This is a genomic window from Winogradskyella sp. 4-2091, from assembly GCF_045765065.1.
Taxonomy (GTDB): Bacteria; Bacteroidota; Bacteroidia; order Flavobacteriales; family Flavobacteriaceae; genus Winogradskyella.
Genome location: NZ_JBJKOD010000008.1, coordinates 162,309 through 182,206, shown reverse-complemented (window position 1 = coordinate 182,206; position 19,898 = coordinate 162,309). Strand labels below are relative to the sequence as shown.

Genomic DNA, 19,898 nt, shown 5'->3' with positions numbered 1-19,898 from the left:
AAATCAAATTCTTCAAAGCCATTATTACTCGAATCATCACATAACTCTAAGTCTGAAACTGGATTGATTGTGGGTTGTCCCGCAACATTTAAAGTAAAAGATAAAATTTCATAACAATCCGTATCTAAATATTCTACTCTTACAAGTATCGTTTCTAAATCTACACCTGAATAACTACTCGTATTAGTTATTGCAGAGGCATCTGCTTCCGCATCTGCGAATGAATTATGATATGTTACCACATAATCCGTTGAATTATCAGTATTTGCGAGAATCACAGAAGTATTCGACTCTAAATCAAATATGTAAGGAGGAATTCCTGTATCACACAAATATAAATTACTTGGTGCTTCAGTAACAATTTCTGGATAAACATCAAAACATACAACTTCCGTATACTCGCAACCAAAATCATCCATAACTCTGTAAGTATAACAATGTTGACCAGCTGTATCTGGCAGCACAGTTATATCATTACCTGATGTACTAGTAATTGTTGGGTCTGCATCCCAAGCTTCTGAAGTAATAACAGGTGTAAAAGAAAGTTCTGGTGGCTGCAAATTTGGATCGAAATTAATAACCCATGAAAAGATAGTACCATCATCTACGGTTAAATTATCAACTACTCTAATAGTCCAATCACCATTTAAGGGACTTCCTAATAAGCTTGAGAAATTATCAACAGGTAAATACGTACCAGGAGTCCATGATGCAGAAGGAGGATTCGATCCTGCTGTAATAGTAGGTCCTTGATTTAATAGAACTGATCCTGAAAGAGAAAAACAGTAATCTGCACCAATTCCTGGCACCTGATTATCTAAATTATTTGCTCCACCAAAATAGGTTCCACCTCCACCTCTATCATATAATTGGGCAACCTGACCTGATGGACTTATAATATCGATCTCTAAATCGTTAGACCATGAATGCTCCATGTTTATACAAATCTCAACAATCTGATTCACATCTGTTAAGGTTTGATTGGAATCATAACAATCTACAGTTATCGATGTTTCATAAGTAGCTCCTGATTGATCTGGTAAAACAGTAGTTCCACTGGCAGGAGGTGTACAATCATTTATAAATTCTACTGCATTAACCACACCCGAAATGGTAGTACTTTCTCCAAAACACAAACTTGGTGCATCAAACACAGTTCCTGCCGCTTCAGTGCCTGTAAAATCTGGTTCTGTAGCGACTTGTATAACTTGATTTATCAAATTCGTATTTGAACAACCTTCAGGAATTACAGTTGTATTAGTATCATTTATATTCAAATTAACAATATACACGCCTGGCGTGTCATAAGAAAATGTAGCTGTTTGACCGTCAACAGTATTTCCATCTCCTAGATCCCATTGGTACGAGGCACCTGTTCCATCTAACGAAAAATTTCCACTACCTGTTAATGTAATTTCTTCATTAGGACATACTCTAATATAACCATCACCATTTGGTGTTGGCGAATACGTATCAATTTGAGATGTAATAGTCTGACAAGGTGTTAAACATGAAATATTAGCTACCCATCCTGTGGTATTACCATTATCATTTGAAACAAATTCTATGGTAAGACAACCACTCGCATTTCCTGCTGTTGCAGTTACCAGTCCTGGACTATCAACTCCAGAAAACGAACCAAAAGCGGTTGCTGCATCAACTACATCACCATTATAAATGGTCATAACGTCTGCATTTAACTGCGTGCTAAATTCCGTAAAGTCTATCTGTACTTTCTGTTCTGCATTTTCAGGACAAATCGTTAAAACAAAACTTTCATCATTTCCATAAGGTCCAAATTCTCCACCTGAGTCGTAAAAAACGCCTCCACATTGACTGACCGTTGCTGTTTGCATTAATACATCTTGCCCTATAACTAAAGAAGAACATAATAATGCTAAAATTGTAATTATATATTTCATATTATATAGCTTCTTTTATTGATATTGAGATTTAACTACTATATAATAATCAGTATTATCTACTTGATATATAGCGGCTGAACGAGAATGAAATTGAAAATTATACTTTAAAGGATTAAAGTTTGATGGATTAAAGTCTGAATCCCTTTCTAAATCTTTATTAAAGCTATTAAAAACGGTAACTTCAGATAGTTTTGTACAATCTTTCTTTTTTCCATTATTAGAGATTCTTTCTATAACAACTCTATTTCTGAGAATATTTTTTATACTCATTAAACGGAATGGATTATTATACACATACTTTTCTGCAAATTCTCCATAAACCTCATCAATTTGAGAACGTTCATTAGCTGTAAGCGGTAATTTTACGTTATCTCTAAATTCTATAACTTTTAAGGGTTGTTGCTTTGAAGATTGTTGACCTAATACTATTAAGGGTAGTAATGTTAAGGCCATTATAACAAATAGTTTTTTCATTATTCAAATGGATTTTTTAAAGTTTCGAAAATTAAGAAAATTTTGATTAAACCATTGTTAATTTGACAAGGATATTGACATTTTAACGGTTTTAACTATATAACAGTTATATAAATATTTTCCCTACCCAATTCATCCTATTTTTATTGTTTATCTTTGCAACTTGCTTTTAAAAACTGAAACACAATTATTTTAAAATGAAAATCGATAGTGATTTTAACGATATAGATGCTTTAGGAGATGACCACATTGGCACCTCTAGCGATACACCTTTAAGAACAGATGCTTTTAAGCTTTCGAGCAGTGAAAAAATTGATCTTATTAAAGATGATGTAAAACATATTTTAGAAACCTTAGGATTAGATCTAAACGATGACAGTTTAAAAGGTACTCCAAACCGTGTTGCAAAAATGTTTGTAAATGAAATTTTTGGAGGTTTAGATCCTGATAAAAAACCAAGTGCCTCTACTTTTGATAATAAATATAAGTATGGCGAAATGTTAGTGGAAAAAAACATTACTGTATATTCTACATGCGAGCATCACTTATTACCAATTGTTGGAAGAGCACACATTGCATACATATCTAATGGTACTGTTGTTGGTCTTTCTAAAATGAATAGAATTGTTGATTATTATTCTAAACGACCACAGGTACAAGAACGTTTAACTATTCAAATAGTTAAAGAACTTCAACGCGTATTAAATACCGATGATGTGGCTTGTGTAATTGACGCTAAACACCTGTGCGTAAACTCTAGAGGTATCAGAGATATTGAAAGTAGCACAGTAACTTCAGAATTTGGAGGAAAATTTAAAGAAAAAGAAACTCGAAGAGAACTACTAGATTATATTAAATTGGATACTAAGTTTTAATTCAATTTATTGATTCATTTTTCAAAATAGCATCATGTCATTATATAATACTCAAGAATTAAAAATATACAATACGCTCTCTAGCGAAAAAGATGTTTTTCAACCTATTACTGAAGGCTATGTTGGTATGTACGTTTGCGGACCTACGGTTTACAGTAATGTGCATTTGGGAAATGTTAGAACATTTATGTCTTTTGATATGATTTTTCGCTACCTCAAGCATTTAGGCTATAAAGTAAGATATGTACGTAATATTACTGATGCTGGTCATTTAGAAAATGATGCTGATGCTGGTGAAGATAAAATCACTAAAAAAGCACGCTTAGAGGCTATAGAACCTATGGAAATTGTACAACGATATACTGTTGATTTTCATAATGTACTTAATACCTTTAACTTTTTACCACCTAGTATAGAACCAACAGCGACAGGTCATATTATTGAGCAAATAGATTTAATTCAGTCCATAATAGATAATGGTTTTGCTTACATAGTTAATGGCTCTGTATATTTTGATGTCCATAAATATAACGAAACTAATGAGTATGGTATTTTAAGTAAACGAAAGCTAGAAGACTTAATTCATAATACTAGAGCTTTAGATGGGCAAAGCGACAAGAAAAACCCACAAGATTTTGCACTTTGGAAAAAAGCTGAACCTACTCACATTATGCGTTGGCCTTCGCCTTGGAGTGATGGTTTTCCTGGTTGGCACTTAGAATGTACAGCAATGAGCACCAAATATTTGGGTGAGTTTTTTGATATTCATGGTGGCGGAATGGATTTAAAATTCCCGCATCACGAATGTGAAATTGCACAAAATCAAGCTGCAAAAGGACAAGCGCCTGTAAAATATTGGATGCATGCTAATATGCTAGAACTCAATGGCGCTCGTATGAGTAAATCTACAGGTAATTATATTAATCCGGCAGAATTGCTTTCTGGTAAAAATGACATTATGTCTAAAGCTTATAATCCTAGTGTTATTCGCTTTTTTATGATGCAAGCTTCTTACAGAAGTGTTTTAGACTTAACAGATGCTGGTTTAGCAGCTGCAGAAAAAGGATTTCATAGATTAATGGATGCGTATGGCCTCATTGAGAGCTTAAAAACAGATACAACATCGTCATTTAATGTAACAGAATGGAAACAGAAATGTTACAACGCAATGAATGATGATTTTAATACTCCTATTTTAATTGCCACACTTTTTGAAGCTGTAAAATTCATTAACCTAGTTAAAGACGGAACTGCATCAGTAACTCCAGAGGATTTAGCAAGCCTGAAAGAAACCATTGATACTTTTGTTTTTGATGTTTTGGGCTTAGTAAACATCTCTAATGAAAATACAGGTAGTGACAGATTAACTAGTGCTGTTGAAATTTTAATAAACCTTAGAAAAGAAGCACGATTAAATAAGGACTTTGCGTTATCAGATAAAATTAGAGATGAATTAGCAGAAGCTGGTATTCAACTTAACGATAGTAGAGAAGGGACTACATTTACGACTAACTAAGCGTGAAAAAAATATTAACATACCCTTTTTTATTACTGATTAAATTCTACCAAACATTTATTTCTCCCATAACACCTGCTACTTGTAGATATCAACCAACGTGTTCTCATTATGCCAAGGAGGCTTTAGAAGTGCACGGTTTTTTTAAAGGTGGTTGGCTTGCGATTAAACGAATTTTTAGTTGTCATCCCTTTGGAGGAAAAGGATATGACCCAGTTCCGCCAAAAGACCATTAATATTAAGTTAATCTCATTTTCTATCATCATCAAAATAGTATCTTTACCACATAAATTGAATATATATGTTTTTATTACAGATTGAATGGGATCCTATAAAATTTATTGATTTAGGATTTTTTAAACTTCATTTTTACAGCCTAATGTGGATTACGGCCTTTATTCTTGGCTTTCAAATCACTAAGCGCATTTATAAAAATGAAGGTGAGTCTGAGGAATCTTTAGATTCATTGTTTATTTATTCTGTTTTAGGGATTATGCTTGGTGCAAGATTGGGCCATGTTATATTCTACCAGTCAGAGCTTATTACCGAAGACTTTTTTAGCATCTTTTTACCATTTAAATTTAAAGGTGGTTTTGAGTTTACAGGTTTTCAAGGATTAGCTAGCCATGGTGCAGCAATAGCAATGATTATTTCTATGTACTTATATAACAAAAAAGTACTCCATAAATCTGTCCTTTGGATTTTAGATCGTGTGGTAATACCTGTTGCATTAGGCGCTGTATTTGTAAGAATAGGAAACTTTATTAATTCTGAGATTATTGGAAAAGAAACGGGAAGTGATTTTGGTGTTATTTTTAAACAATTGGGAGAAACAGCCCCAAGACATCCTGCTCAATTATATGAAGCATTCTGCTACATATTTGTGTTCTTAATTTTATTTTACTTCTATTGGAAAACAAAAAAGTCTGAACAACAAGGTTTTTTATTTGGTCTATTCTTAGTATTACTTTGGTCAGTGAGATTCTTTGTGGAATTTGTAAAAGAAGCTCAGAACTTAGAACGTGCTTCTTGGGCACTCAATACAGGCCAATTACTAAGTATTCCGTTTATTATAATAGGACTCTATTTTATGTTTGTTTACAAACCCAAAACAAAACTAAGCTAATGCGACTCCTTCCTTATTTTAAAGTTACCATGATATCATTTTTTCTAATAATTGCGTCTTCTTGTAAAGAAGAAAAATCTACAAAAACGGAAGATAAAGTTATTGTTAGCTTTAAAAAAGAAGGTCTCCTTTCACTCAAAAAAGCGAATTCTGATTCTATAATTAAAACTATAGATATTGAAATTGCTGACACCGATTACGAAACCCAAACAGGTTTAATGTATAGAACTAAACTTGACACTAATCAAGGTATGCTCTTTATTTTTCCTAATGTACAGATGCGCAGTTTCTACATGAAAAACACAAAAATACCACTAGACATTATTTACATAGATGAAGACTTATCTATTGTCAGTTTTCAAAAAAACGCAAAACCTTTTGACGAAACTTCACTTCCTTCTGAGGCACCTGCTAAATATGTATTAGAAATTAATGGTGGATTATCTGATGAATGGCAACTAAGTGTTGGCGATAAGATTAGTTTCACTCAAACAACAAATGATTAAAGGTGCAGATGTAAATATCAACACACCCTTAGGACACCAAATAGGGCTAACCGTATTTAAACCTAAATCTTCAAACCAAAAAAGTATAATTATCTCATCTGCAACAGGAGTTCTTCAATATTACTATAGTAAATTTTCTGTTTATTTTTCTGAATTAGGTTACACTGTTTACACGTTTGATTATTCCGGAATTGGAAAATCTAATAAGAACACATCACAATTAAAGTCAAATATAGTCGATTTAAAAACTTGGGGTGAAAACGATCAAGCTTCAGTTATTGATTATGCTATACTTCAAAATACTGATCATAAAATAATATTAATTACACACAGCATTGGTGGTCAAATTTTGGCTTTCAATAAAAATGTTTCAAAAATAGATACTATTATAACTGTAGCTTCACAAAGTGGCTACTGGAAACATTGGAAAGGTTTTGAACGCCTTAAAATGATTACGTTTTGGTATGTTTTAATTCCTGTATTGACGCCTTTGTTTGGTTATTTTCCAGCGAAAAAAATTGGGCTTTTTGAAAATTTACCAAAGTTCATGGCCTATCAATGGCAGCGTTGGGGCAAACACAAAGACTACATATTGAGTGAATTTAAATCTGATGAACTTCAATTCAAAAATTTTGATAGAAGCATGTTAGCCCTGAGCTTCCCAAATGATGAATTTGCAAGCAAATCTTCAGTAGATTGGTTAGCAAATCAATTTGTAAATGCTAAAGTGGATAGACAACATATAGCACCTAATGATTTAAATATTGACAATGTTGGTCATTTTGGATTCTTTAGAAAAAAGTTTCAAGATTCATTGTGGAACATGATTAATGATTGGATAATAAATAAAGTGTAGACAAGAAAAAAGCCTTTCTATTAAGAAAGGCTTTTTGGTATTCTATTTAAATCAGCTTAAGCGTCTTCTTCAACTTCTTTCACTTTTTTCTTAAGCGCTTCAGTAGCATTTCCTTTCTTAGCTGTATCATACATTATAGGTGTTGCTATAAATACAGAAGAATATGTACCTACAATTACACCAACAATTAATGCGAATAATAAATCTTTTAATGAATCTGCACCAAAAACAAACATCGCTAATAATACTACTAAAGTAGTTAATGATGTATTTAATGTTCTTGAGATTGTACTGTTAATTGATTTGTTTATAGTGGTATCAAAATTCCAACCTAAGTTTTCATTAAAGTACTCTCTAATTCTATCAAATACAACAACGGTATCATTAAGTGAGTAACCTATTACAGTTAAGATTGCTGCAATAAATGTTTGATCTATTTCCATACTGAATGGCATAAAACGCCATGTTAATGAATAGATACCTAATACAATTAACACATCATGGAAAACTGCAGCTACAGCACCAAGTGAGAATTGCCATTTCTTAAATCTTAATAAGATATATAAGAATACCACAACTAAAGATCCTAAGATTGCCCAGATAGATGATTTCTTGATATCATCTGCAATTGTTGGACTTACCTTACTAGATAACATCTTTCCAATTTTCTTGTCGCCAGAACCATCCAAGAATTCAGCATATGTCATTCCCTCAGGAAGATATTTTTGAAGTGATGTAAACAACATAGATTGAACTTTCTCATCTGCTTCAGTAGAACTATCTTCAACCATATATTTAGTCGAAATTTTTAATTGATTAGCTCCACCAATTGTTTTTACCTCAGCACTTTCAAATACCGCGTTAAGGTCGCTTTTAACTTCCTCTACACTCATATCTTGAGCAAAACGTACTTGGTAAGTTCGTCCTCCAACAAAATCAATACCTTGATCTAATCCTGTTGTAAATAATGAGCCTAAACTTGCTAAAATAAATACACCAGAAATGATGTAGGCGATCTTACGTTTTCTTAAGAAATCGATATTGATGTTCTTAAATAAGTTTTTAGTTAAACCTGTTGAGAAATCTAATCTACCACCTCTATTTACATACCAATCAACTAACAAACGTGTAATGAATATTGCTGTAAATAATGATGTTAAAATACCTATGATTAACGTTGTAGCGAAACCTTTTATTGGTCCTGTACCAAATACAAATAAAATTAATGCTGTTAATCCTGTAGTAATGTTTGCATCTAAGATTGAAGATAAAGCATTAGAAAAACCATCCTTAATAGATTCCTTTTGAGATTTACCTTTTGCAAGCTCTTCTCTAATACGTTCAAAAATAAGTACGTTAGCATCTACCGAAATACCAATTGTTAATACAATACCTGCAATACCTGGTAATGTTAACACAGCTCCTAAACTTGCTAAAACACCAAAGATTAATAAGATGTTAAACAATAAGGCGATATCTGCAAATCCACCAGCTTTTCCGTAGTAAAAAATCATCCAGATTAAAACAAATGCTAATGCTATAATAAATGATTTCATTCCACTATCAATAGCCTCTTGTCCTAAAGAAGGACCAACTTCATCAGCTTGCACAATCTCTGCAGATGCAGGTAATTTACCAGCTCTTAATACGTTTGCTAAATCTACCGCTTCCGCTAAAGTAAATGATCCAGAAATCTGAGATCTACCTCCAGAAATTCCTCCAGATTGTGTTACTCCTGGCGCAGAATAAACGATGTTATCTAAAACTATTGCGATGTTACCATCTGTTAAATTCGCTTCTTTGGTCATTTCTTCCCAAATTTTTGCACCTGTAGGATCCATTTGCATACTTACTGCTGGTCTATTTACTTGATCGTAATCTTGACCTGCATCAGTAATAACGGCACCACTTAACTTTGGCTCGTTATCTCTATTACCTTTTATAGCGTATAATTCTGAATACTCAGAATCTTCTGCTTGAATTCCCCAAGCGAACTTTACGTAACGCATTTCTGCCGGTAACAATGCTCTATTTTTAGCTGCATTTAAATTTGCTAATACTGTCTCTTTATCTTTCTTTAAGAAAATTCCGATTACAGATCCTCCTCTTCCGAACTCCTGAATACCAATTGGGTATATATCAGCTAAACTTGTAGCACTTGTAGAATCAGATTCTATTTGACCAGTTAAATCATCAATAGCATCTGAAGTTGCATCTTGCTCATCTTCTACTTCTGCAACTTCCTCTACAGTTTCTTTGGCTTTATTTTCCTCAACCATTTTCTGGTTAACTTCCATGATATATGGTAATACATCTTGTGCTTTGTAAGTATCCCAAAACTGTAATTGCGCTGTTTTAGTTACTAAATCCTTAACACGCTCTATATCCTTAGCTCCTGGTAATTCTAAAAGGATACGACCAGAGTTTCCTAAACGTTGAATGTTTGGAGACGTTACACCAAATTTATCAATACGTTTACGTAATACCTCAAAAGCAGATACAATAGACTCATCTATTTTAGTTTCAATAATACCTTTAACCTCATTATCTGACATATCAGAAGAAATAACTCCTAAATTAGATCGGTTAGCAAAAATATCTGGAGACGCTAATTTAGTATCTCCTTTTATTGCATCAAATGCTGTGAAAAATGACTGTAAATAAGAATCTTGTGAATCTTTTTGTAATTCCTCAGCATCATCTAAAGCTTTATTAAATAAAGGATCTTTACTATTATCAGATATTCCTTTTAAGATATCTCTTACTGAAATTTGTAGAATAACATTTATACCACCTTTAAGGTCTAAACCTAAATTCATGGCATTGTTCTCTACTTCCGTGTAGTCATATTGTGCTATTCCTAAATTATAGACATCAATAGACTCAAACTCGTCTCCTACTTTTATTTTCTCAGTTTTTAAAGAGTCTAAGTAATGTACTTCTTCTATACCTCTCTTAGTTTGGTAGTCCTCTACCGTGTCTGCGTATTTAGCTACTGCTGCTTGTTTTGCTTCATCTTCAATTTGATTCGCTTTAAACGTAAATGATAATTGATAAATACTTACCAAACCAAATAAAAGCGCAAATAGCTTAATTATTCCTTTGTTTTGCATTGTTGTTGATTTTAATATCGAATTGTATATTAGTATAAACTAGTTATCTAAAACTAGCGCGCAAATATAGCCTTTACACTATAATTCGACAATATTTTTTATGAATTAGATGTTTAGCTTTTTGATTGACAAAAGCTTATGTTTTGAAGTAGAATTTTTTCAGATTAAAATTCTTTAAACCATTGGTCCTGCTCTTACTTCAGGGATTTTGTAAGATGACGTATTTTTTAAAATTGCAGCTTTTTTATAAGTTGCAATAATAGAATTTACAATACAATTATTTGGTTCAGGATAAACCTGATTACCTAAGTTCTGTACTTTTAATGTATGAGATTGATCTGTTTTATGATTAAACTCAGCCACTTGTGTTCCTTCTAAATCCCAGGCAATTGGTGTTTGGGCCTTAATTTCAGAAACATTAATCTTATAATCATTTGCTTTCTGATTATCTGGAAACTCAGTGGATGACTGATCTGTTTTATTATTAAATATTTCAAAACCCTCTGCATTATACAGCGCATCTTGAATTTGCATTACATCTGCGGTACTGTAATAAGTAATTCTTAATAGACCAGAATTACTTTGACCGATTGTAATATCAGAAACACCAATACTTTTAAGCTTTTCTTGAATAGACAGAATAGCGTTTTCACTTTCCTCAATTGAAGTAGTTTCATTTGAAAACTGAATAACAATTTGCTGATTTGGTGCTTCGCCTTGCTCAAAAAACGTTCCTAAAAACGCTAAGAGTACAGCTAGTATTCCAAAATGCAATTTGGTTTTCATGGGACAAATATAAAAAAAATAAAGAAGGGACGTTTTTTATTATTTTTCAAGTTCTGTAACTTGTAAAAATTTCAGTTTTGGAATACGTTTATGAGAACTCAATATATACGATAGGTTTTGAGCTTCTTCTAAACTAAAATCTCCAGAAATTTGGCTGCGACCTCCTTTTATCGCTCCATTGCTAACCGTTGGTGCTGAGCGCACCACATCGTTAAGGCATATTGCTATACAAGTGCCAGTTCTGTAAGCATCATTTGTAACTTTCTCCCAACTATAAGCACCGTAATCATTCATATTAATACTTACTCCTGGCCTATTTAATTGATCAAAGTCTTGTATTACTTCTGTGATATGACCTTCGTTGACCAATGCTCTTCCTTTATCGTTAGTCTTAACACCATAAATATTTATATAGCCATTTACTGGCTCGTCATACAAAAACTTTAAATGCTTAAAATCTTCTTTAAAAAGTGTTTTAATATTTTCTTGATTTATAAATGTATTAAACGCTACAGTATCTGTAATCTTTACTGTAATAAGGCCTTTATCACTATAGGATTGCACCAATGTTTCTAGTATGCTCGATTTTTCATCATCTTGATTTAACTTGTCTGCATCAGATAAGAAAGTGAACACATCATAATGGGAATAACATGGCCAAAAATCTAATTTTCCTTCATTTAGAATAATATTATTTATGCGTTCTATTTTAAAATCTGATTTGAGTTTAATTAAAATTTCATCTTTAGAGTCCATAGTAACATCGACTCCTCCAGAAAACTTACTTAAACGTTTTTTAATCACTTCTAATGTTATTCTTTTAGCTTCGTTAGAAATATTCTCGGCATTGTCAAAACTATAACTAATCTCGTAAGCATACTTAGGTGTAAAATTAACACAAGAGTAAGCGAGGCAGATTACTAAAAAATAAAGTAGTTTTCTCATTTTATGAATTTACATAAAAATAAAAAAGACTGTATTTCTACAGTCTTTTTTATTTAAACAAAATATATTGAATCTTATAATTCTAAAAGTCCATTAGTTTTCTTAACACCTTCTGCACTTTCTGCCATGTGTGCCTTTTCTGCATCACTTAAAGGTACGTCAACAATCTTTTCAATTCCATTTCTACCTAAAATTACTGGTACACCAATACAAAGGTCGCTTAATCCATATTCACCATCTAATAATGTTGAACAAGGGAAAATTTTCTTCTGATCACAAGCAATGGCTTGCACTAAACCACTTACTGCTGCACCTGGAGCATACCAAGCAGAAGTACCTAATAATTTAGTTAATGTTGCACCACCTACTTTAGTATCTGCAGCTACTTGCTCTAAACGTTCTTCTGATAAAAACTCAGAAACTTTAATACTATTTCTAGTAGCATGAGATGTTAACGGCACCATACCTTTATCGCTATGTCCACCAATTACCATTCCGTCTACATCACTAATAGGCGCTTCTAACGCTTCAGCTAATCTGTACTTAAAACGTGCAGAATCTAATGCGCCACCCATTCCTATAATTCTATGCTTAGGCAAACCTGTAACTTTATGAGCCAAATATGTCATAGTGTCCATTGGGTTACTAACCACAATAAGAATAGTATTTGGAGAATGCTCTACTAAACTAGTAGAAACCGTTTTTACAATACCTGCGTTTATTCCAATTAATTCTTCACGAGTCATTCCTGGTTTACGAGGAATACCTGAAGTTATTACACAAATATCACTACCTGCTGTTTTAGTATAATCGTTTGTACTACCTGTTATTTTGGTATCAAAACCATTCAACGATGCACATTGCATAAGGTCCATTGCTTTTCCTTCTGCATAGCCTTCTTTAATATCTAAAATTACAACTTCTGAAGCAAAGTTTTTTATTGCAATATATTCTGCACAACTTGCACCTACTGCACCTGCGCCAACTACGGTTACTTTCATAATTATTTATGTTTATTTAATGTGAAACTATGTGTTATAAACGAACACAAATTTACGAATAAAAATACTTTAAAAGAAGAAAGCACAAGAGTAAATCTTGTGCTTTCTTTAATATTTAAAAAACTAAAATTATCTTACACTAAAGGCAATACCAACGGTTGCTGTATTATATTCTTGAAATGTATAATCGGCAAATATTTTAAATATACTTAGGTTAATTCTTGCTCCTAAAGTTGCTCGCATTCCACTTGTTTCAAAATCTAGATTTATTGGATCTGTTACACTCACATCTTCTGGAAGTCCTGCAGTATTTCCGTTTTCGTCCTCAATATCGTAAGTTAAAATATAATCACCTTTCATTTTAGTTGTTGTTTTTCCGCTATTATATCCTGCACTGCCATATATTGTTAGTAGCTTAAAATCTAATGATGCTAGAGCCTGAACTGTCCATGTATTCATCTTAAATTCTGCTTCCCCATCCATTACTTGAACATTATCTGAAGCATCTTCATCTGACATGGCGTAAGTAACACTCATGTTAGTAAAAGCGCCTAATATTGAAACGCTTAAAGGCGATTTATCTACTATCCCTAAATACTGTGTTAAATCGTGTTGCAAACCAAATCCTAATAATTTAGCCTCCACATCATCGTAACTTTGAGTTGGCACAAAACGTGCTTTTATATCAGTTTTAAAGGGTAAACCAAAACCAACTTGAACAGTTGGAGCTGGCACAGCATTAACAGGTAAGTCTTCTGTAATACCTCCTGGCATGGTAAAACTTACCACTTTGAATGTACCATCTCCATTAGGAATTTCAACATCTACCATTACTTCTGTGTCATCCTCACTCATTATGGTTTGTATCTCTGACTCATTATTTGGTAACGATAAATAAGAATAATCGCTAGGAATAAAAGCAAATGCCTTTGCCTCTTCTGGTACTAAAGAAGCATTAACGCCTATAGTTAAATCAAAGCCAAACTTTTTATGAACTTTAGCCGTTGTTGCCCATCCACCGTTCATACTATACATTAATCCTTCCATTGCTGGATTTAAATAGTTTTGCGAAAGTAAACTAGCATCATCCGCAGCTAACAATATTGTTTCTAAGTCTTGAGCCTTAGCGAATTGAAAACATGAGATTAAAACTATTGTAGCGATTATTTTTTTCATCTGTCAAGGATTTAATTTGCCGTAAACATATGAAATTAATTTTAAAAACATCGCTTTATCGGATATTTAAACACTTTAAACGGATTAATCATTTAGGTAAATTCAGTCTAATCAAAAAAAAAAACACCCTTTTACGGGTGCTTTATATATCTGAGAATGTCAGATTTCATATTAAATTTTAAAATTCTAATTACGCATCAATATTTGCATAAATAGCATTCTTTTCAATAAACTCTCTACGTGGTGGCACTTCGTCTCCCATTAACATTGAGAATACACGATCTGCCTCTACACCATTCTCAATTTGAATTTGACGCAACGTTCTAAACTCAGGATTCATAGTAGTGTCCCAAAGTTGCTCAGCATTCATTTCACCAAGACCTTTATAACGTTGTATTTTTGCTCCATCACCATATTGCTCCATTATATCTGCACGCTCTTCATCATTCCAAGCATATTGCTTTTTAGCTCCTTTTTTAACTAAATATAAAGGAGGTGTTGCAATATAGATATGACCATTTTCAATTAACTCTTTCATATATCTAAAGAAGAAGGTTAATATTAATGTTTCAATATGCGAACCATCGATATCGGCATCACACATAATCACAATTTTATGGTATCTTAATTTTGAAAGATTAAGTGCTTTACTATCTTCTTCTGTTCCGATAGTAACACCTAAAGCTGTAAATATATTTTTGATTTCTTCGTTTTCAAAAACCTTGTGCGTCATGGCTTTCTCTACATTAAGAATCTTACCTCTTAATGGCAAAATAGCTTGAAACGCTCTATCACGTCCTTGCTTTGCAGTTCCACCTGCCGAATCTCCCTCAACAAGATAAACTTCACATTTTGCAGGATCTTGCTCAGAACAATCTGATAATTTACCAGGTAAACCACCAATACTCATCACAGTTTTACGCTGAACCATTTCACGAGCTTTCTGTGCTGCATGACGTGCTTGCGCTGCAAGAATTACTTTTTGTACAATAGTTTTAGCATCATCTGGATGCTCTTCTAAGTAATCTGTTAGCATTTCTGATACGGACTGACTTACAGCAGCAGAAACTTCACGGTTACCTAATTTTGTTTTTGTTTGTCCTTCAAATTGTGGCTCTTGCACTTTTACAGATACAATAGCGGTTAATCCTTCACGGAAATCGTCTCCAGAAATATCAAACTTCAATTTATCTAACATTCCAGATTCGTCTGCATACTTTTTAAGCGTATGCGTTAAACCTCTTCGGAAACCAGAAAGGTGTGTTCCACCTTCATGTGTATTAATATTGTTTACGTACGAGTGTAAATTCTCTGCATAAGATGTATTATACACCATGGCAACCTCAACTGGTACACCATTTTTCTCACCTTCAAAAGAGATAACATCTTTCATTAAAGGCTCACGCGTTGCATCTAAGAATCTAATGAACTCGCTTAATCCTTCTTCAGAGTGAAATGTTTCGCCTTCAAATTCACCATCTTCTTTTTTATGACGCTTATCTACTAAATGAACTGTAATACCTTTATTTAAGTATGCTAATTCTCGTAAACGACTTGCTAGAGTATCATAGTTATATTCTAAGGTTTGCTTAAATATTGTTGGATCTGGTTTAAAAGTTACTGTAGTTCCTCTTTTATCAGTATCACCTACTGTTTTTACAGGATACATCGCTTTACCACGCTCATATTCTTGCTCGTAAATTTTACCTTCTCTAAAAACAGTTGCTTTTAGACTTTCTGATAATGCGTTAACACAACTTACACCAACACCGTGTAAACCACCCGATACTTTATAAGAATCTTTATCGAATTTACCACCTGCACCAATTTTAGTCATTACAACCTCTAATGCAGAAACACCTTCTTTTTTATGAAGGCCTACAGGAATACCACGACCATCATCTTCTGTCGTAATAGAGTTATCCTCATTAATAGTTACTGTAATATTATCACAGTGACCAGCTAAGGCTTCATCAATAGAGTTATCTACAACCTCGTACACTAAATGGTGTAAACCTCTAACGCCAACATCACCAATATACATGGATGGACGCATACGCACATGTTCCATACCTTCTAAGGCCTGAATACTATCTGCTGAATAATTATCCTTATTAAATTCTTCTCTCTTTTCGCTCATTATATTGAAATAATTTTAGTTCAAATTAAGGCATAAAAAAATGACACAAATGCATCATTTTTGAATACTAACAAATATAAGAAATTAAAAGACGTTTTAAAAGCTTTTTATGCATTGAAGGCAATAATTATTAACATTTGTTAATTAATTTAAAAGTACCTTAAAACGCTTAAAAAATAGCTTAAACTTAATTTTGAAGATTTCAGTTACGCTACAAAACTAGAGTAAAACATAAAATCTCGCAGAAGCGAGATTTTATAAGTTAAGTTTGTAATGATTTGGTTTATAAAAACCGTTTTAACGTCATTTTCTAGTATGCCTTATCGTGCACATTAGCAATTGCTCTTCCAGAGGGATCATTCATATTCTTAAACGCTTCATCCCATTCTAAAGCTGTTGCAGTACTACAAGCTACACTTGCTTCTTGTGGTACACTTAATGCTGCTGCATCACTTGGGAAGTGTCCTTCAAAAATACTTCTATAATAATACTCTTCTTTATTTAAAGGTGTGTTAATTGGGAAACGGAATGCTGCATTCTCTATTTGCTCATCAGTAACTTCTTTATCAACGAGTTCCTTTAATGTATCAATCCAGCTGTAACCTACACCATCACTAAACTGCTCTTTTTGTCTCCATGCTACGCTTTCTGGAATCATATCTTCAAAGGCTTTACGAACTACCCATTTCTCCATACGTTCGCCATTAATCATTTTATCTTTTGGGTTAATGCGCATAGCTACATCCATAAATTCTTTATCTAAGAATGGTACACGTCCTTCAATTCCCCAAGCGGCTAAACTTTTATTAGCTCTTAAACAATCGTACATATGAAGCTTATCTAATTTACGAACTGTTTCATCATGAAATTCTTCTGCACTTGGTGCTTTATGAAAGTACAAGTAGCCTCCAAAAATTTCATCGGCTCCCTCACCAGATAACACCATTTTTATGCCCATAGATTTAATCACTCTCGCCATTAAATACATTGGTGTTGAAGAACGAATCGTCGTAATATCGTAAGTTTCAATGTTATAAATTACATCTTTAATAGCATCTAAACCTTCTTGAATTGTAAATTTAATTTCATGATGAACAGTACCAATATGGTCAGCAACTTTTTTGGCAGCTGCTAAATCTGGAGATCCTTCTAAACCAACAGAAAAGGAATGCAATTGTGGCCACCATGCTTCTGTAGTATCATCAGATTCTACACGTTTTTGCGCATATTTTTTAGCAATGGCAGATGTTACTGAGGAATCTAATCCACCAGATAATAAAACACCATAAGGCACATCACTCATTAATTGTCTGTGCACTGCAGCTTCTAAAGCTTCTTTTACTTCCGCAATACTTGTTTCGTTATCTTTTACAGCCTCATACTCTGTCCAATCACGCTTATACCATTTTACAAATTCTCCATCTTTGCTAGACATATAATGTCCTGGAGGAAATAATTCTATTTTTGTACAGATACCTTCTAGGGCTTTTAATTCTGAAGCCACATAAAAAGTTCCATTTTTATCCCAACCGATATATAGCGGAATAATTCCCATATGATCTCTTGCTATGAAATATTCATCCTTTTCAGCATCGTAAATTGCAAAGCCAAAAATTCCGTTTAAATCATCTACAAAGTCTACACCTTTTTCTTGGTATAAGGCTAGAATAACCTCACAATCACTTTCAGTTTGAAAATCATATTTTCCTTCAAACTGTTTTCTTATAGCTCTGTGGTTATAGATTTCTCCATTTGCAGCTAATACTAATTTACTATCTGGACTAAACAGAGGTTGTTTCCCAGAAGCTGGATCTACAATCGCCAAACGCTCATGCGCCATAATTACTTTATCATCACTATATATTCCGCTCCAGTCTGGTCCTCTATGACGAATTGCTTTGGCCATTTCTAAAACCTGTGGTCTTAAACTATCTACTTCTTGCTTTATATCAAACGCGCATACTATTCCGCACATAACTTTTAATTTTTATTATTATTTATGATACAAATATGAAATTAAAGTTTTGATTTAAAAACACAAAAGAACATTTAACTTACAATTTGAAACTAAAAAAGGTGTTTTTATAATCAAAAATAATTACAAAGGCTAAAACAGATTCTTAACTTTGTAATTTGAAAGTTAAAATATGAGAACTATAAAGTTGTTACTACTTTTATTCGGAATGACTATCACAGCGCAGTCTTCTTGGCAAAGTGCTCCTAACATTATTTCAAACCCAAATGGCCAACGCTTTGATGATGTCTTTTTTTTAAACAGTAATTTAGGTTGGGCAGCAAATGGCTATTACGCTGCTGTCTACAAAACTACTGATGGAGGACTCACTTGGACAGAGCAACTCAATGAAGACGACCTTTCTGATAGTTACTATTTTAGAAATATTGAATTCTTAAATGAAGATATTGGCTTTATTGGCACGTTAAATGGCACTATTTTTAAAACTGTAGATGGTGGTACAAACTGGGCAGCAATTGAAAACATATCGCCAAATCCAAATGCTATTTGTGGATTGAACACTGTTGGCACTTCTACTGTTTATGGATGTGGCGCTTATTTTTCGCCAGCGCATATTATTAAATCTACCGATAGTGGAGACACTTGGACTTTTATAGACATGTCTAGTTATGCTGATGCTTTAGTAGAGATATCATTTATAGATGAGCATATTGGTTTTGTTAGTGGTAAGGATTCAAATGGTGCCATTATTTTAAAAACTACAGATGGTGGATTAACTTGGACTGAATTATATAATTCAAATATACCTGGTGAATATGTATGGAAGATCCAAACTCTAGACAATAACAGTAATTTTGTTTTTGGAGCAATACAGTCGGTTTCTCCTTTTAACGGTAAACTTATTAAATCTATTGATGGAGGCACAAATTGGTTAGAATACGAAGTTGCAGAAACAGATATACAAGCGGTTGGCTTTTTAACAGAAACACATGGTTGGCTTGGTGGACATACCACTGGTTTTTACGAGACCTTAGATGGAGGCGACACTTGGATTAATCTTGAAACAGGAAATAATTTAAATAGAATTTTCGTCATTGATGAAACTACTGCATTTGCTGCTGGAACTACTGTTTACAAATACACTAATGAAAGTTTAAGTGTCTCCGATTTAGAATCGGAAACCATAACTAAACACATTAACATTAGCATCATAAAAAACCCTACTAAAGATTATATAGAACTTACTATTGACTATAAAAGTGATGACAATATTTTAATAGAACTCTATGATATTAATGGCAAGTTTATTAAACAATTAAAGCGCGATGTTATCTTACAACCTATTATAAAAGATTACAAGTTTAATATTTCAGAATTAGCATCAGGAACCTATTTTATCAACTTGCATAATAACTCAGGTAGATCTTCAATTAAAATTGTTAAATCTTAAGTAGTAATTGTAATCAAGCCAATATTTTCACGAC

The 19,898-nt window shown here is 33.0% G+C and carries 16 protein-coding genes; 7 read left to right on the top strand and 9 right to left on the bottom strand.

The window, feature by feature from the left end; genetic code table 11:
- On the bottom strand, window positions 1–1,922 hold a 1,922-nt coding region (locus ACJBCC_RS12325), incomplete at its 3' end, for a PKD domain-containing protein (RefSeq protein WP_407557321.1).
- Window positions 1,923–1,937: 15 nt separating this feature from the next.
- Entirely contained in the window at window positions 1,938–2,399 is a 462-nt protein-coding gene (locus ACJBCC_RS12320) for a hypothetical protein (RefSeq protein WP_299102563.1), read from the bottom strand.
- A gap of 197 nt (window positions 2,400–2,596) precedes the next feature.
- Between ACJBCC_RS12320 and folE the strand changes: the two genes are divergently transcribed.
- From folE to ACJBCC_RS12290, 6 genes are all read left to right on the top strand, one after another.
- The gene (gene folE, locus ACJBCC_RS12315; protein WP_407557320.1) at window positions 2,597–3,274 is read left to right on the top strand and encodes a GTP cyclohydrolase I FolE; all 678 of its coding nucleotides are present in this window, start codon (window positions 2,597–2,599) and stop codon (window positions 3,272–3,274) included.
- Between the two features lie 34 nt (window positions 3,275–3,308).
- Entirely contained in the window at window positions 3,309–4,790 is a 1,482-nt protein-coding gene (gene cysS, locus ACJBCC_RS12310) for a cysteine--tRNA ligase (RefSeq protein ID WP_407557319.1), read from the top strand.
- Window positions 4,791–4,792: 2 nt separating this feature from the next.
- Window positions 4,793–5,026, top strand: coding sequence for a membrane protein insertion efficiency factor YidD (gene yidD / locus ACJBCC_RS12305; protein ID WP_299102566.1), 234 nt, complete (start codon window positions 4,793–4,795; stop codon window positions 5,024–5,026).
- Window positions 5,027–5,091: 65 nt separating this feature from the next.
- A complete protein-coding gene (gene lgt, locus ACJBCC_RS12300; RefSeq protein WP_299102567.1) occupies window positions 5,092–5,916 on the top strand; it encodes a prolipoprotein diacylglyceryl transferase in 825 nt (274 codons plus the stop codon).
- The gene (locus ACJBCC_RS12295; protein WP_299102569.1) at window positions 5,916–6,422 is read left to right on the top strand and encodes a DUF192 domain-containing protein; all 507 of its coding nucleotides are present in this window, start codon (window positions 5,916–5,918) and stop codon (window positions 6,420–6,422) included. Before lgt ends, ACJBCC_RS12295 begins: the two co-directional genes overlap by 1 nt.
- On the top strand, window positions 6,415–7,278 hold the full coding sequence (locus ACJBCC_RS12290) for an alpha/beta fold hydrolase (protein WP_407557318.1): 864 nt from the start codon (window positions 6,415–6,417) through the stop codon (window positions 7,276–7,278). The genes ACJBCC_RS12295 and ACJBCC_RS12290 overlap by 8 nt, the downstream gene beginning before the upstream one ends.
- A gap of 56 nt (window positions 7,279–7,334) precedes the next feature.
- On the opposite strand, the gene secDF is transcribed toward ACJBCC_RS12290, so the two are convergent.
- The 7 genes from secDF to asnB form a co-directional block, all read right to left on the bottom strand.
- Entirely contained in the window at window positions 7,335–10,391 is a 3,057-nt protein-coding gene (gene secDF / locus ACJBCC_RS12285; protein WP_299102572.1) for a protein translocase subunit SecDF, read from the bottom strand.
- 174 nt (window positions 10,392–10,565) lie between these two features.
- On the bottom strand, window positions 10,566–11,177 hold the full coding sequence (locus ACJBCC_RS12280) for a hypothetical protein (protein ID WP_299102573.1): 612 nt from the start codon (window positions 11,175–11,177) through the stop codon (window positions 10,566–10,568).
- 39 nt (window positions 11,178–11,216) lie between these two features.
- Window positions 11,217–12,122, bottom strand: coding sequence for a SecDF P1 head subdomain-containing protein (locus tag ACJBCC_RS12275; RefSeq protein WP_299102574.1), 906 nt, complete (start codon window positions 12,120–12,122; stop codon window positions 11,217–11,219).
- Window positions 12,123–12,196: 74 nt separating this feature from the next.
- Window positions 12,197–13,123: a malate dehydrogenase gene (gene mdh, locus ACJBCC_RS12270; RefSeq protein WP_299102575.1), complete on the bottom strand. Its 927-nt coding sequence runs from the start codon at window positions 13,121–13,123 to the stop codon at window positions 12,197–12,199.
- A 129-nt stretch (window positions 13,124–13,252) separates the two neighbouring features.
- Complete coding sequence (locus ACJBCC_RS12265; RefSeq protein ID WP_299102577.1) at window positions 13,253–14,299, bottom strand: DUF6588 family protein; 1,047 nt, start codon at window positions 14,297–14,299, stop codon at window positions 13,253–13,255.
- Between the two features lie 190 nt (window positions 14,300–14,489).
- The gene (gene gyrB / locus ACJBCC_RS12260; RefSeq protein ID WP_407557317.1) at window positions 14,490–16,439 is read right to left on the bottom strand and encodes a DNA topoisomerase (ATP-hydrolyzing) subunit B; all 1,950 of its coding nucleotides are present in this window, start codon (window positions 16,437–16,439) and stop codon (window positions 14,490–14,492) included.
- 310 nt (window positions 16,440–16,749) lie between these two features.
- On the bottom strand, window positions 16,750–18,414 hold the full coding sequence (gene asnB / locus ACJBCC_RS12255) for an asparagine synthase B (protein WP_407557316.1): 1,665 nt from the start codon (window positions 18,412–18,414) through the stop codon (window positions 16,750–16,752).
- A gap of 172 nt (window positions 18,415–18,586) precedes the next feature.
- Between asnB and ACJBCC_RS12250 the strand changes: the two genes are divergently transcribed.
- Window positions 18,587–19,864, top strand: coding sequence for a YCF48-related protein (locus tag ACJBCC_RS12250; RefSeq protein WP_407557315.1), 1,278 nt, complete (start codon window positions 18,587–18,589; stop codon window positions 19,862–19,864).
- Window positions 19,865–19,898: the final 34 nt, after the last annotated feature.

What these genes read in the sequence shown, in the direction of transcription:
- ACJBCC_RS12320 (WP_299102563.1), bottom strand. Translation starts at nt 2,399, where the DNA reads ATGAAAAAACTATTTGTTATAATGGCCTTAACATTACTACCCTTAATA.
- folE (WP_407557320.1), top strand. Translation starts at nt 2,597, where the DNA reads ATGAAAATCGATAGTGATTTTAACGATATAGATGCTTTAGGAGATGAC.
- cysS (WP_407557319.1), top strand. Translation starts at nt 3,309, where the DNA reads ATGTCATTATATAATACTCAAGAATTAAAAATATACAATACGCTCTCT.
- lgt (WP_299102567.1), top strand. Translation starts at nt 5,092, where the DNA reads ATGTTTTTATTACAGATTGAATGGGATCCTATAAAATTTATTGATTTA.
- ACJBCC_RS12295 (WP_299102569.1), top strand. Translation starts at nt 5,916, where the DNA reads ATGCGACTCCTTCCTTATTTTAAAGTTACCATGATATCATTTTTTCTA.
- ACJBCC_RS12290 (WP_407557318.1), top strand. Translation starts at nt 6,415, where the DNA reads ATGATTAAAGGTGCAGATGTAAATATCAACACACCCTTAGGACACCAA.
- secDF (WP_299102572.1), bottom strand. Translation starts at nt 10,391, where the DNA reads ATGCAAAACAAAGGAATAATTAAGCTATTTGCGCTTTTATTTGGTTTG.
- ACJBCC_RS12280 (WP_299102573.1), bottom strand. Translation starts at nt 11,177, where the DNA reads ATGAAAACCAAATTGCATTTTGGAATACTAGCTGTACTCTTAGCGTTT.
- ACJBCC_RS12275 (WP_299102574.1), bottom strand. Translation starts at nt 12,122, where the DNA reads ATGAGAAAACTACTTTATTTTTTAGTAATCTGCCTCGCTTACTCTTGT.
- mdh (WP_299102575.1), bottom strand. Translation starts at nt 13,123, where the DNA reads ATGAAAGTAACCGTAGTTGGCGCAGGTGCAGTAGGTGCAAGTTGTGCA.
- ACJBCC_RS12265 (WP_299102577.1), bottom strand. Translation starts at nt 14,299, where the DNA reads ATGAAAAAAATAATCGCTACAATAGTTTTAATCTCATGTTTTCAATTC.
- gyrB (WP_407557317.1), bottom strand. Translation starts at nt 16,439, where the DNA reads ATGAGCGAAAAGAGAGAAGAATTTAATAAGGATAATTATTCAGCAGAT.
- asnB (WP_407557316.1), bottom strand. Translation starts at nt 18,414, where the DNA reads ATGTGCGGAATAGTATGCGCGTTTGATATAAAGCAAGAAGTAGATAGT.
- ACJBCC_RS12250 (WP_407557315.1), top strand. Translation starts at nt 18,587, where the DNA reads ATGAGAACTATAAAGTTGTTACTACTTTTATTCGGAATGACTATCACA.